Raw genomic sequence first — 14826 nt, forward strand, 5'->3', positions numbered from 1 at the left:
GCATTAAAGTTTACTTGCTGTGCTGTCGCTGTATTAGAGATGACTTTTGTATCTCTTGGTGTGCTCTCGTTATCTACATAATAGGACAGGGTCAGATTCCCACTTGCTGCCCCTGTAAGCCTGACTGATGGAACAAAGACAGACAGATCACTTACTATTTGTCCTGCTGTAGGAGAGAGAATTTCTTGCTTGGTAGGAGTTGCTATAGTAAAAGGACCCGCATACGCGTATCGTCCCCATAACCCTTTATCCTGCGATCGCATTCTTATATAAGCATTGGTTGTATTAGGCATAGCTGAAATATCAATTAAATAATCAGTTACTCTATGATTAAACTCGCCCCAGTCGGTAAAACCTCTATCAACAATTGAAGTCCAATTTGATCCCCCATCTAGAGATAGTTCAAGGCTGTAGTAATCTGGCTTCCTATGCTGTCTAGGATAATAACCTCTATAGATCCATGTCACTGGTAATTGATTAGTAAAACTAGACCCGGCTATAGGAGCAATAATAAGAGGGGGCTCGTTCAAGCTTCTGGAGATTCTATAGAGTTCGAAATCCGCAGAACTATAAGCTTTTGTACAATCCTTATTAAAATAAACAAGATAATCAGAAACGTAGTCTTCGCTTAATATTATCTCGTAATCGTAACTTTCATATTTATAATAACTCCATTGATTATCGACCCCATCTTTCAAATAACTAACATTAAATTTACAAGTTGGACTTATTTTGTTCGTTGGAAAAACAAGCTTGTAGTCATACTCATAATAGGTACTCGGATAAATTTGCGGCGGAGAAACCCTAACATTCACAAAGTAGCGTTCAAAACGATTGTCATCCTTAAAAGTCCTTACCAATTCCCAATTACCAACATGCACTGGCTCTGCACTATATACAGGAACCAATTCAGTAAACATGGATAAAAGAACAATAATAGCTATCATATTTTTCCGTAAAATGCTTCTCATCATGACGCTCCCCCACATATGCTATTCCACAATATAAGTAATTTTTGAGTAGTCATTTGTTTTCGCCAGAAACTCAATGCTGTTCACTATCGTTTTGTCGGCATTAATAACCTCAAACACGATTTCTCCAGGCACGAATTTCCGTACGATCATATTAGTACCTTGAATTAAACCAGTGCCCAGCTCGATTTCTGGCGTCATTCCACTGAGATCTAGAACCTCTACTTCAGAAGGCTGATAAGTTACCGTAATCGTTCTCTGTGTGACACCCTGCTTCTTAGGAGCAGCAACGACTACATTGAACTTATTGTCCTTGCCTGGGTTTACAATAATTTCAGGTATTGTATTTTTCTCTACTTTTTCAGACCATTCGCTAGAGCTGCTCGCCGAATGGGATCTAACCCGATAAACATGTCGTGTATTGGATTTCAGCCCCTGATGAACATAGCTGACCCCTGAAATACCTTCAATAAGTACACCATCGACTTCAAGGTCATAGCTTGCAGCTCCTGATACCGAGGTCCATTCGACAGTTATTTGATTTGTTTTTGCTACAGTAGAAATGATTTCCGGTACCCCTGCCGAGCTTATAGCTGTGACCGCTTGACTCCACTCGCCTATGGCGCTGCTCGATTTTGCTCGCACCCGATACACATGCTTTGATCCCGGAGCAAGCTGTGCGTGTACATATCGGGTCAGATTGCCGTTATCTACAATCCTTCCATCTACTTCAACGTCATAACCATTTGCACCGACAACGCTGTCCCACTCTATGGTAATACTCGTACTTGCGGAGAGAACTTTATGAATAACTGGAATGCCCAGCCCCGTACTTGCTCTAACCGTGTCGCTCCAATCGCCAGTCAAATCATTATTTTTCGCCCTTACACGGTAAACATGCAGCGAATTAGGCGCTAGCCCTGCATGTTTATAGCTAGTCCCCGTTGAAACCTCTACTAGCACCCCATCAACAGCGATTTCATAGCTAGTAGCTCCACTGACACTATCCCAAGAAATTGTGATTGTATCATTTGTTGATGCTGTCTTAACGTTTTGCACCTTACCAAGTGAAGTTGCTTGTGTAATGATCTCGCTCCAGGGACCGTTCCCCCCAGTATTTCTAGCTCTGATGCGGTAGGTATGCTCCGTAAATGGCAGTAAATCCTTATGCACATACGTTAAATTCAAGCCATTATTTACGATTAGCCCGTCCACTTCAATATCATAACCAACTGCCCCTATGACTTGATCCCAGGTTACGGTGATAGCTGTGCCTGTAGCTGTAGCGCGTATATTGGAAGGCACTCCCGAAAGTGTTGTGCGTGTAATGGAATGGCTCCATTGTCCAATAACGCCATTATTTTTGGCGCGTACCCGGTACGTGTGCTCACCGTTCTGCTCTAAATTGGAATGCAAATAGCTCGTATTCAAGCCATTATCTAAAACATTCCCATCCACCTCGATGTCGTAGCCAGTTGCCCCAGAAACCTCATCCCACTCGACTGAAATACTGGAGGTACCAGCTGCTGCATGGAGATTTTTCGGGACGGAAGGCACTGTAGTCGCCGTAACTTTCTCGCTCCAATTACTTGCTCCATTGCTATTTTTCGAACGAATTCGATACGTATGTGTTGTATTAGGCTCTAACTGATCATGCAAATATTCCGTTCCCGTTATATTGCTTTTAACTGCGCCATCCACCTCAAGATCATAGAAATCCGCCCCAGAAATAGAATCCCAAGTAATAAGAATCGATTTATCCGTTGCTGTTGTATTCAGCACACCAGAGGTTCCTGGAAGCGTAGATTTCACAAGTATTGGGCTCCATTGCCCTGGACCGCTTGTATTCACCGCTCTTATTCGATAGGTTCGCTGAATGTTTGAATTCAGATTTTCTTCAAAATAGCGATTCACATTGCCGATGTTAACGACCGTATTGTAGGTTTCCACCTCGTAGCCGGTAGCGCCCCTCACATTCTCCCAAGTCAAGGTCACTGAATCGCTTGTCGATTGCAGTTTAATATTCTCGGGGACATCCGGCAAAGTCCAAACCTCCGATACAGAAGACCATTCGCCCTTTAAATCGCCGCTCGTCGCTCTGACTCTGTAATAATGCACCGTGCCTGATGGCAGCAGCTCATGAATAAATTCATTAAGAATGCCCAGTGGATAAATGCTGCCATCCATTTCAACCTCATACCCATCTGCATTAAATGCAGTAGTCCAACCGACCTTCACCGCATTTTCAGATGGAATAGTCTGAATGGCAGGAGTTGCAAACGGAGATAGCTGACTAGCTGGTACAACCTCTTTCGCTCCTGAAGCGCTTTGCCATGATAAAATGGCTTTAGGCGATCCATTACGACTAACGTATTCCATTTGAATGTCAACCTTTTGACCAGCTTCTAAGGCAATAGAGCCAGTAAATAATTTATTTCCTTGCGCTGCCCACTCATCAATAATTAGAGTTCCATTCACATATAGTTTGACTCCGCCATTAACATCAGCCTCGAACGTATAATTTTCAGCGTAATAAGGCTGTATTTGTCCAGACCATCTAACAGAAAACCGTCCATCATTTAGGCCTGTCGAAGATACAGGAGCCTTGCCTTGCAAAGCGGGCTGCTCCAGCACCGTCGTTTTTTCACCATCCAAATTTTCCTCTGTAAAATATTCCGCCTTTAACCCTGCTGCCAAATATTTCAGCTTCGTTTCCCCTTCAGTACCGACACCGATGTTAATAATCGGTTTCTGATTAGCTGTAATACCGCCTCCGATGGCAACGATGCCTCCGGTCTCAATATTCAAGTGATTGTTGACATGCATATCGCCTTGAATAAATAAATCTCCACGTTTCACAGAAATATTGGCCTGCTGATTATTGGAAACCAAGCTGCCAACTACCATTTCCTCATCAATATTCATAGTTACATTTGTATTGATATGAAGACTTCCAGGTACAATGACTCTTCCTGCTTGTACATTAAGCAGACCACTGTTATAAGTAAGGCTCCCAGCTATGAAATTGTCCGCAATCGAGACACTAGAATTATTATTCAAGTGCAAGGAACCTTTAACCCACAGATTCCCTCCCATTGTCCGAGTCGAATCGTTAGGTTTTTTAATATCAATAGTCAGCTCAGTGTTCGCATTCATGCTCCCATTGACGACCAAAGTTCCATAAACCGTAATGGTGAGCTTATTATTCGTATTGATGCCCTCTGCGATAACATAAACCGGTTTCGTAGGAGAGCCCAATGTCAGTGAGGAATCTAAATTTAAATGGCCCACCGTCACAGCTACCATATCGCTGCTGCTGTTATTAATTGCTGCCTCCAGGCCTGAGGCACTGCAATTATTACAGGAAATAAATGAAGGATTGGATGCCGCCAGTTTGCTTTCCAAAGACGCCATTTCTGCATTCATGTAGCGGCTAATTTCCGGATTTAAATCGCCTACCCGGATAAAGGGAAGCGCATTATGCTCATTATTTTGATTGCCGGAAATAATAATTTTATTGCCCTGAAGCTTGTTTTGCTCCGCTGGCTTCCCAATTTGCGGTTTTGGAATCGTTTGGATGACAGGCTCCAGAGATTTAATTTCGATATATTGAATAGCTGTTGTATCTCCACTGCTGCCCGCATTGAGCGTCAGTTTCCCGTCAGCAATGACAACCCCCTTCTGAAAAGTTACTTGTCCACCAGCAGGCAGCTCCGTATTTTCCCAAAAAGTGTTGCCCTCTACATAAAGCGTATTATTGCTTTCATATACAGAGTTCCCGACACTGACCTTCACGTTATACCTGCCATTCGGCAGCTCAATCTCCCATTCACCGCCTTCTTGCACTTGAATAGAAGAGTTTAGAAGCGGCGCATCGTAGGTGCTTCCTGTAACCGTAGACTGCGCATGATCCATATTCCAACCGTAGAAGTATCCATTGTGTGGACCATACTCATCGCCATGGTCGGCCAAATAGCCATCTGCTGCTAAAGCATCAGTTGCTTTAAACTGAACATTAACACCTCGAAATGACGCGGCAGCCTCCGTGGAATTGCTCCAGATGGAAGGAAGGAACATTTGAATAATTAAAGATAAACATAATACTCTTATTACACCTTGCTTAATCTGACTAAAATACATTTGAATATCCCCCTCTATTAAGAAAAACGTCTGGCGGCGTCCTTTCTATTAGACGCCATCGTTTTGGCAAAACGTATAGAGAAAGTATGAGAAAATTCATATCCTTTCCTATACGTCAAGCGTAAACGGCTATCGCTGCTCTCTGGCGGCAAAGCTACCGTTTAGCGTATGAAATATAAGCCGTTTATAAGGATGAAACTTATAAATTCTTATATTTGCATAAAAAAAGCCCATTTACTTTTGGCGGCCCGGCTGTCATACGGCAACCATAATTATGGTTTTCCGTGAAGACCCGCGGCTTTGCGTCCCTGTCTTTCGATCAGGTTTGCCTTTATCAATTTCAATGGGCTTGTTGATTCTTAAACCTACATTTCTAGTAGTCTCCACGAAGACCCTCGACTTTACTCCCCCGCCTTTCGAACGAGTCTACCTTTCAGTTCAATTGATCTAATAGTTCTTTGTACTTAGTATATCGGTTGGATATTTGAAATTTTATACTACATAAGTCATGAAAATAAATATTTTTATTTGGCATGTCATTCCTCATTAACAGTGGACTCCTTATATTTAGTAAATTCTAGATCATACAACAGGAAGTTAATCCTATTTGAACTATTAAAAATCTTCCTATTTATCTCCTTGCAAATTATTAGTCGTATGATCAACAAAAAAATGCCCAACCCGCTAAACCACGGGCTGGACCTATCATTTCATATTTAAGTTCACTTTTTAAAACTCACATTACTATTAATTTAGGCAATATGGCCTACTACTTCAACCCAAAAGCCTGCTCCAGCTCCGCAATCCTCGACTGCTCCATATGCACAATAGCTCCAATGTTTTTCGCTGAAATGGTCGCTTTCGCGCTGTATTCGGCGACCTCCAGGCGGTCGAAGGCGTTCAGCAGGCTTTGCCCGGTGACGATGACGCAGTCATTTTCGGCAATGACGATGGGCGTGTTCTCCTGAAAAAGCTGCGCCGCCTCCTGCGGCTTCGTATACAAATCCCCATAAGGAAGCTTAGGAATATTCCGCAGCAAAATATAGCTTTCCGGAATCGTCCGCGAATCCAGCAGCTCCTCTGTCACCGCAAACGCCATAATATTAGGCGGATGCGTAATAATAATCGAGTTCACATGAGGCTGCGTCTCATAAATATGCTGATGAAACTGTACAGAGCGGCTTGGTACCTTGCCCGCCTCTTTCTTCCCGCCGTCAATCCGCACGAGATCCGCCGGCTCCACATATTTACGGTCCTGATCATACGGTGTAATAATGAAGGAATTTTCACCGACCCGATGGGAAAACGTGCCCTGCGTGCTCGTAAACAGCCGCTGATCGTAAGAACGCTTAATGAGCTTGCACATCTCCCAGCGTGCTTCCTTCTCCTCACTGCTGTAAAAATCCGGTACAAACTCCTCCAACAGCACCTCGCGCGTATCCGCCAGCTGATCGCCCCGCAGCGTTACTGGCGTCCCAATCCGGTTCGCCTGTATTTCCATCCGCGCACAATATTCCAGCGTCTCGAATCTTTGAAAAGCTTCAAATAAATCTCGGCCGCCTACGACGACACCGTGATTTTCCAGCATAATCGTGTTCAGCCCTTCGCTGAATACGTCCGCTATATTTTCACCCAGCTCCGCGCTTCCTGGCAAGCCGTATTTCGCCATGCCTACCTCGCCACAGATCAAATAGTCATTCGGAAGCAAGCGGACATTAGGCACTTTACGCACCATGCTGAATGCCACAAGCGCCGGAGGATGTGCATGAACAACCGCCCGAATGTCCGGCCTTCTGCGATAAATCATCTGATGAAACGGGTATTCGCTTGATGGTCGGTGATTGCCCGCGATTGTACCGTCCGCCTTCACACAAACGATGTCCTGCCGCGTCAGCTCCCCCTTGTCGATGCCCGCAGGCGTAATCCATAAATCACCGTTATCGTCCAAAATCGATAAATTGCCGCCTGAAGTCGTCGTCATGCCATAACCGTAAATGCGCTCCATCATCATGACCAGCTGATCGGAAGGATGTAATAAAGTAAATTCCATTTGTGTGTCCCCCTTTTTTGCGTTCAGTATCTTTGTTTATATTGTATTACTTTTGTTTGTTTTTGAAAGTGACTTTTCTTACATTTCTTTTAACCTTTTCGCGCAAAAATAAAGCGGCGTCCAGCAGCTTATCATCTTGCTATACACAAAAAAAAGAATGCCTCGGGTACATAACCTCGAAGCATTCCCATTTCAATCTATATAAGTCGAACTCTTGATTAGCATAGAACGATGGTCGTCACTGCGAGAAAAGCCGGACCTCCGTCCGCTGTTGTTTTCTGATTTCTTGCTTTAATGCTTCCTTTTTACGCCAATTTCAAACTACAGCTTGCGCTCCCGTCTGCGGGCAACTCCCGAAGCATAAGCTGCTTCAATGACCGCCTCTTTGACGCGATCCGCCACATGCGGATTGAATATGCTCGGTATGATGTAATATTCATTCAGCTCATCCTCGGTAACAACCGCAGCAATCGCTTGGGCGGCAGCGAGCTTCATTTCCTCCGTCACCCGTGAAGCCCGGCAGTCCAATACGCCACGGAATAATCCGGGGAAGCATAATACATTATTGATCTGATTTGGATAATCCGACCGTCCCGTCGCAATGACGCGCACAAGGCCTTCCACTTCCTCTGGCGTTATTTCCGGTGTTGGATTCGCCATCGCGAACACAATGGCATCCTTCGCCATTTTGCGAACATCCTCCGCCTTCAGCACGCCCGGCCCTGATACGCCGATAAAAATATCTGCGCCCGCAATGACTTCGCTCAGCTTGCCCTGCTCCCGGCTTGGATTCGTATGCTCCGCATACCATCTCCATGCTTCATGCTCGTAGCTGCTGCCAGCGACAAGTGCGCCATCACGGTCAACCCCGATGATGTTCCGCACACCTGCCGCGAGCAAAATCTTCGTGCAGGCAATTCCTGCTGCGCCAACGCCGCATAGCACGATCTTGCAATCTGCAAGCTGCTTGCCTGCCAGCTTGACCGCATTAATAAGGCCTGCAAGCAGCACCACCGCTGTGCCATGCTGATCATCGTGGAACACCGGAATGTCCAGTTCCTCAATAAGACGCCTTTCAATTTCAAAGCAGCGCGGCGACGAAATATCCTCAAGATTAATACCGCCGAATGTAGGGGCAATGCGTTTAATCGTCGCAATAATCTCTTCCGTATCCTGTGTATCGAGACAGATCGGGAAAGCATCAACTCCTGCGAGCTGCTTGAACAGCATCGCCTTGCCCTCCATGACCGGCATCGCCGCGAGCGGCCCGATATTGCCGAGCCCTAATACGGCGGTTCCGTCCGATACGACGGCTATCGTATTTCTTTTTATCGTGAGCGAGTGGGCCCGCTTCGGGCTTTCATGTATCGCCATGCAAATATTGGCGACGCCCGGCGTGTATACCCGTGACAGATCATCGCGCGTTTTAATCGTCATTTTTGGCGTGACTTCGATTTTGCCGCCCAGATGCATAAGGAAGGTCTGGTCCGATACTTGAAGCACCTTTACGCCTGGCGACTTATTTAATACGCTTACAATTAGCTCTTTGCGCTGCGTATCCGTTATATTGACCGTCACATCGCGAATCGTTGATGTTTTGCTTGTCCCGCTGACGTCAACCGCTACAATGTCGCCGCCCGCTTCGCCAATTGCCGTAGCAATCCGCCCGAAGGTTGACGTTTCCTTGTCCATTTCCAAACGCAATACGATATTCGTGCTTCCCGTTGCCGGCACTGCCACCCTGACCACACTCCCATCAAACGCTTGAGCGCTTGCTATTTGCCTTCATGTTAACGGTTACATGAAAACGTGGGAAGCTTTTGGCCATATTGTTGATTTTGGTCATTTTGGTCTTTGCTGCAATACGTAGCGATTGACCGGGCGTCCTACCCCGCCATAGTTGATTTCCAGCTTCACATAACCGCTCTTCTCCAAAAAATCCAAGTAGCGCCTTGCCGTTACTCTGGCAATGCCGATGCCCTCGGCTGCTTCCTCCGCCGATACCCCGCCCTCCAAGCGATGCATGGCCTCGACAATTTGCCGCAATGTGGCCGCATTCAGCCCTTTCGGCAGGCTGCTTTGCTGACCATCGAGCCCAGCAAATGAGGCTTGTTCTGCTGGCCCAGTTTCCTGCTCCCCATAACCCAGCTTCTGTCCTTGCGCCCAGTTTTCCCCACTGAGCAGCATGCGATCCAGCTCATCCTGAGTCACGGCCTTTTCTGCTGCCAACAAGCTTTCGTGGCGATCGCGATAACGCTCTAGTGTCTGGCGAATCCGTTCCAGCTTGAACGGCTTAATAATATAATCCATCGCGCCCCCGCGCAGCATTTCGCGAATCGTCTCCGGATCCTTCGCCGCTGTTACCACAATAACATCAACGGGCATTGCCGCTGAACGCAGCTCCCGAAGCGCAGCCATTCCGTCCAGCGCTGGCATAAAAACATCAAGAAACACCAAATCCGGCGCAAGCTCACGAATGAGACGCAAGCCTTCTTCTCCGTTCCCCGCAATGCCTACAACCTGAAAGCCGTCTACTTGCTCGACAAACTGGCGGTTAACCTCCTGCACCATGGGATCATCTTCGATTAGCACCACTTTAAAAAAACGTCCATCCTGCACCTTGTCCTTGTTCTCCGCCTTCACGTTCATCCGCCAGCTCCTCCCATCGGAAATGTTAGCTCTATAGCCGTGCCGCTTCCTAGCTCCGACTGAATGCGCAGCTCCCCATCGCCCTTATCGACGATGCTGCCTACCAAATACAGTCCAATGCCGCGATTATCGCTGCCTTTCGTCGTAAAGCCCCGCTCCAGCACACGCGACTGCACCTCTTCCGTCATGCCGCAGCCATTGTCTTCCACTAGAATGGACAGCAGCTCTTCATCCTGCTCCATACTAACATAAATTTCCTTATTTGTTCGATCCGCTTTTGCCAGCGCGTCAAAAGCATTTTCAATCAAATTGCCGATAAGCAGCACCATATCATGCTGATCCAGCATAACGGGAAACTGCTTTACCTCCATATGAGGATCAAGCTTGACCTGAATGCCCAGCTCCTTGCCCCGGCTGATTTTGCCAAGCAGCAGGCCTGCCAGGCTATCATTCGCAATATGCTGATGCAGAAACTGCGTCAGCTCCTCCTGCTGTCCGGAAATATCGTATACGTATTGCAGTGCCTGTTCTTTTTTATCCAGTTGAAGCAGTCCCGCAATCGTATGCAGCTTGTTGCTATGCTCATGATTTTGCACCCGCAGCGCATCGACGAACTCCTGCACACCCGTCAATTCCTCTGCCATTCGCGCCACCTCGGTCCGATCTTGAAAAATCGCGATGGCCCCGATCATTTTTCCCTGCTCACGAATTGGAATGCGGTTGCTCCAGATCAGCGCATTGCCCACTCGCAGCTCCTGATTGAACACGGGCCGCTCCAGCTCCATAATTTCCGGCAGCCGCGTATCCGGCAGCACTTCCCGGATTGGCAAGCCCACTACGTCGCGGGATACGCTGAAAATCTGCTTTGCCCGCTCATTAAAAATCGTAATCCGCTCAAGGCGGTCAATCGCAATGACCCCTTCATGCATCGCCTGAAAAGCCGCCGAGCGTTCCCCATACATGCGGGCAATTTCATGCGGCTCCAAATTGTACATTTGCCGCTTAATATGGCGGGCAAGCAGCGCAGACCCGAAAATCCCAAACAATAAAGCGATCAGCAGCGTGAGCACAATCGAGCTTTTCTGCTCCTCAATAAGCTTCGCTAGCCCGGGCAGCAGTCCACCCGCTACGACGATACCTACCTGCTCATGCGCCTCATTCATAATCGGGACATAAGCGCGCAGCGCAACGCCCGCTTCCCCTTTCACCTTGGACATATACGTGTGCTCGGCAAACGCCGCGTCCGCATCCGCCGATTCAAACTTGCCGCCGATCCTCGCCGCCAATGGATGCGATAGCCTCGTCCGGTTCATGTCCAGCACGACGACATACGCCACATTGTTGATGATGCGGATATTGTCCGCCACAGGCGCAATCCAGCTTGCGCTATCCGGTTCATTGATTTGATTTTTAATGCTCGGCAGCTCGGCAACGGTGCGGGCCGTAATCAGCAGCCGCTGCTTAAGCTCGTCCTCCTTCATGCGGGTGACACTCCCAATCACAACAATGCCACCGATAAGCAGCGAGAGGAGAACGAGTCCGAATGACAGCAAAATCATTTTCCAATAAATTCGCAGGCGGCTAAGCATTGCTTCTCCTCCGTATTTTACGTTTTTTCTCTATTGTGAAATAATGAGGGTAAAATAGCAACTGCGGCAAACGCTGCTAAACTGGCCAAAGGGAGGTGGGTCAAAAATGAAAACCGCAATCGGCATGATCAGCTTTATTGCTGTTGGTTTGCTGGCGGCCATTTTGTTCGGCTTTCGTCCCGAGGCGACTCGTTCCCTGCCCTTTGACGAAGAACAGACGGGACTGAAAGAGCGGTTCGTCATTAAATTCAGCCATGTGGTCGCGGAAAATACACCGAAAGGGCTGGCGGCAAGCCATTTCGCCAAGCTCGTGAAAGAAAAGACCAATGACACCGTCGAAATTCAAGTATTTCCGAACGGCATGCTGTATACCGAGGATACGGAGGTCGCGGCACTCAAACGTGGTGATATCCAAATGATTGCACCAGCCTACTCCAATCTCAGCGTCATTGACCCCGCTTGGCTCATTATGGACCTGCCGTTTGCTTTCGCTGATCAGCATGCCGTCGATTCGGCGCTTGATGGCACATTAGGCGAGCTTTTATTTGCCTCAATGGAGCGGCATCATATAAAGGGTGCTGCCTTCTGGAGCAACGGCTTCAAGCAAATGACCGACAGCGTCCGTCCACTGCGGGTTCCCGAGGATTTTAAAGGGCTGAATTTTCGCATATTGCCAAGCGACGTGCTGGTCAGCCAGTTTCAGGCACTAGATGCCACTACAAGCAAAATTCCCTTCAACGAAGTATTTGCAAGCTTAAAGAAAGGCACTGTAGATGGACAGGAAAATACGATTTCCAACATTTTTACGAAGCAGCTTTACCAGACCCAGCATTATATGACGATTAGCAATCACGGCTATCTCGGCTATGGCGTCATGTTTAACGAAAGCTTCTGGGACGGGCTCCCCCCGGGCATTCAGGCCGAGCTGCAGAGCGCGCTTGCAGAAACAACCGAGTGGATGAAGCAAAACACAGCAGCCATGCAGGAGCAGCAGCTTCGCCAGCTCAAGCCATTGAAGGATATTGACATTCATACGCTAACCCCGCAGGAGCGTGAGCAATGGGTGCAGGCTTTTCTGCCGATTTATGACCAATACCGCGAGATTATCGGGGAACCGCTGATGAATGAAATCGCGCGACCAAAATAACCAAAACGAACAATATGACCGTATGCTTGTGACAGGGGCTCTCCTTCTTTTACAATGGGGACGCAAACAAAAGTAAAGCGTTTTCATTTTGATAAAAGAAAGTGGGGACCTCCTCATGAAGCTGAAATTCAACCTGAAAAACCTAACCGTCCAAGTCGTGTGTGCTATTGTTGTTGGTATTTTATTCGGCCATTTCTTCCCGGAGTTTGGCGAGAAAATGAAAGTGCTTGCTGATGGATTCATTAAGCTGATCAAAATGGTTATTGCGCCCATCGTCTTTTTCACCGTCGTAAACGGCATTGCCAATATGGGCGATATGAAAAAAGTCGGCCGCATCGGCGGCAAGGCGCTGCTCTATTTTGAAATTGTGACGACGGTGGCGCTTGCGATCGGTCTCCTCGTCGTCAATATCGTGAAGCCGGGCGCAGGCATTGATGCCAGCAAGGCGAGCGGCGACATTACGAAGTACACCGACGCAGCTGCCCAGTCCAGCCACAGCATGGTTGATTTTATTCTCGGCATTATTCCGGATAACGTCATTTCGGCCATGGCTGGCGGCGATTTGCTGCCGATTCTCCTATTCGCAATTTTGTTCGGCTTGTCGCTAACGGCGATGGGCGAGTCGGCAAAACCCGTTATCCAGCTGTTTGACAAGCTGTCGCATGGCTTTTTCGGCATCGTCAATATGATTATGAAGCTTTCGCCGCTTGCGGCTTTCGGCGCTATGTCCTACACCATCGGCAAGTTCGGCATTGGCTCACTGACCTCGCTGGGCAAGCTGATGGGCTCCGTCTATATTACGATGGCGCTGTTCATTATTATTGTGCTTGGCTCGATTGCCCGTTTTTATGGCTTTAGCATTTTCAGCTTTATCCGTTATATCAAGGATGAAATCTTCCTCGTGCTTGGCACTTCATCCTCCGAATCGGCGCTGCCGCGCATGATGGATAAGCTTGAAAAATACGGCTGCTCCAAGCCGGTCGTCGGGCTCGTCGTTCCAACCGGCTACTCGTTCAACCTTGACGGTACGGCGATTTATTTGTCCATGGCCGCAATGTTCGTCGCCCAAGCCTCCGGCGTTGAGATGTCGCTGTGGCAGCAAATTACGCTGCTCGGCATACTGATGCTAACGTCTAAGGGAGCCGCAGGCGTTACGGGCTCCGGTTTTATTACGCTGGCAGCAACGCTTGCCGCATTCCCGAGCATTCCCGTCGCTGGCATGGCGCTGCTGCTCGGCGTTGACCGCTTCATGTCCGAAGCCCGTGCCATCACGAACCTGATCGGCAACGGCGTCGCAACCGTCGTCGTCGCCAAAATGGAAAATGAATTTCATCCAGGCGGCGCGCCGGAAGCGCCTGTAGCCGCGAAAGTTGAGCCTACTACTGCAAGCACAAGTCTCGCTGGTAAGTTGGTGAAGCCTGCTGCGGAGCAGTCTTAAGCTGGTCCCCAACTAACTTGCTCACAAAAGCATAAAAAAGCGCAGCGTCCTGCAAATACAGGGAAACTGCGCTTTTTTTAGATAGTAGAAACAATCAATATACATATAGCTCGGTTTATCATTTCAATTTCATATTCATGTTGCTGGAAAATCCAATCCGTTCATTATTTTATGATCAAGATCATTTCTAGATATTCTTCACCAAGTTCATCTAATGGGCCAAAAATAAACCTTGCTCCGTTTATAGAATACTCATCTTCTATAACGTCGTAGACTAACTCCCTAGAATAAATTCGTTTTAATTCCGTAAGCGTTGAGCCTAATCCAATTCCGTTAGATAGCTTACCACTGAAATTCTTTTCAACAGAGATGCAGATAAGTTCCTCTTGATCAATTGAAAACCATAATGTAATGGATTCAGATTCATAAGCAATATAATCATGATAAGTAACGATGGAATATTGAAATTCAACATAGGAATCGACTATAGCTTTATGATTCCCTAATTGAAACGGTCCAATTCCAACTTTGGGGTATGTATCATAATGCAAATAGTAATTCAAACTGAACATCATCTAACCTCCCCAATATGTGCTAACCTCTCTTCAAATTCATGGCGGATTGTCAATCTAAGTGCGACACTTCAACCCTAAAAGCTTCGTATGGTGTTTTCCATCCCAGACATTTTCGTAGTCGATTATTCAGGAGAAACAAAGCGCACGTTAAGTCCTCTTCTGAAACATCTACAAAACCAAAGCCTTTGGCAAACACTCTCTTAGCAGTCAGTCTGCATTTTCATTTGTACTTCGCTGCTAGGATGAATACGGATCAGCAAAATAAAT

Annotated in this window: 8 protein-coding genes and 1 riboswitch; of the genes, 2 read left to right on the plus strand and 6 right to left on the minus strand. The window is 47.3% G+C overall.

Annotated elements, in window-relative coordinates; genetic code table 11:
* Nucleotides 1-992: 992 nt before the first annotated feature.
* The 5 genes from AC50Y5_RS19095 to AC50Y5_RS19115 form a co-directional block, all read right to left on the minus strand.
* Nucleotides 993-5111 carry a fibronectin type III domain-containing protein gene (locus tag AC50Y5_RS19095; RefSeq protein WP_494862948.1) on the minus strand — a complete coding sequence of 1373 codons (4119 nt, stop codon included), beginning with the start codon at nt 5109-5111 and terminating at the stop codon, nt 993-995.
* Between the two features lie 239 nt (nt 5112-5350).
* A riboswitch (cyclic di-GMP riboswitch) is annotated at nt 5351-5451 on the minus strand.
* Nucleotides 5452-5880: 429 nt separating this feature from the next.
* A complete protein-coding gene (locus AC50Y5_RS19100) occupies nt 5881-7161 on the minus strand; it encodes a class II aldolase/adducin family protein (RefSeq protein WP_494862950.1) in 1281 nt (426 codons plus the stop codon).
* Between the two features lie 321 nt (nt 7162-7482).
* A complete protein-coding gene (locus tag AC50Y5_RS19105; protein WP_494862951.1) occupies nt 7483-8901 on the minus strand; it encodes an NAD-dependent malic enzyme in 1419 nt (472 codons plus the stop codon).
* Nucleotides 8902-9003: 102 nt separating this feature from the next.
* Nucleotides 9004-9810, minus strand: a complete 807-nt coding sequence (locus AC50Y5_RS19110; protein WP_494862953.1) for a response regulator — start codon at nt 9808-9810, stop codon at nt 9004-9006.
* Nucleotides 9807-11399, minus strand: coding sequence for an ATP-binding protein (locus tag AC50Y5_RS19115; protein WP_494862955.1), 1593 nt, complete (start codon nt 11397-11399; stop codon nt 9807-9809). The genes AC50Y5_RS19110 and AC50Y5_RS19115 overlap by 4 nt, the downstream gene beginning before the upstream one ends.
* A gap of 106 nt (nt 11400-11505) precedes the next feature.
* On the opposite strand from AC50Y5_RS19115, the gene AC50Y5_RS19120 reads away from it, so the two are divergent.
* Together AC50Y5_RS19120 and AC50Y5_RS19125 are read left to right on the plus strand one after the other, a co-directional pair.
* A complete protein-coding gene (locus AC50Y5_RS19120) occupies nt 11506-12546 on the plus strand; it encodes a DctP family TRAP transporter solute-binding subunit (RefSeq protein ID WP_494862957.1) in 1041 nt (346 codons plus the stop codon).
* A gap of 115 nt (nt 12547-12661) precedes the next feature.
* Nucleotides 12662-13984 carry a dicarboxylate/amino acid:cation symporter gene (locus tag AC50Y5_RS19125; RefSeq protein WP_494862959.1) on the plus strand — a complete coding sequence of 441 codons (1323 nt, stop codon included), beginning with the start codon at nt 12662-12664 and terminating at the stop codon, nt 13982-13984.
* A 164-nt stretch (nt 13985-14148) separates the two neighbouring features.
* Here the strand turns inward: AC50Y5_RS19125 and AC50Y5_RS19130 are convergent, their stop codons facing one another.
* Entirely contained in the window at nt 14149-14559 is a 411-nt protein-coding gene (locus AC50Y5_RS19130) for a hypothetical protein (protein WP_494862961.1), read from the minus strand.
* Between the last annotated feature and the right edge of the window lie 267 nt (nt 14560-14826).

The sequence above is a fragment of the Paenibacillus sp. JT22N7 genome (assembly GCF_059383875.1).

Coding starts and splice junctions, on each gene's coding strand:
- AC50Y5_RS19095 (WP_494862948.1), bottom strand. CDS start 5,111: ATGTATTTTAGTCAGATTAAGCAAGGTGTAATAAGAGTATTATGTTTA.
- AC50Y5_RS19100 (WP_494862950.1), bottom strand. CDS start 7,161: ATGGAATTTACTTTATTACATCCTTCCGATCAGCTGGTCATGATGATG.
- AC50Y5_RS19110 (WP_494862953.1), bottom strand. CDS start 9,810: ATGAACGTGAAGGCGGAGAACAAGGACAAGGTGCAGGATGGACGTTTT.
- AC50Y5_RS19115 (WP_494862955.1), bottom strand. CDS start 11,399: ATGCTTAGCCGCCTGCGAATTTATTGGAAAATGATTTTGCTGTCATTC.
- AC50Y5_RS19120 (WP_494862957.1), top strand. CDS start 11,506: ATGAAAACCGCAATCGGCATGATCAGCTTTATTGCTGTTGGTTTGCTG.
- AC50Y5_RS19125 (WP_494862959.1), top strand. CDS start 12,662: ATGAAGCTGAAATTCAACCTGAAAAACCTAACCGTCCAAGTCGTGTGT.
- AC50Y5_RS19130 (WP_494862961.1), bottom strand. CDS start 14,559: ATGATGTTCAGTTTGAATTACTATTTGCATTATGATACATACCCCAAA.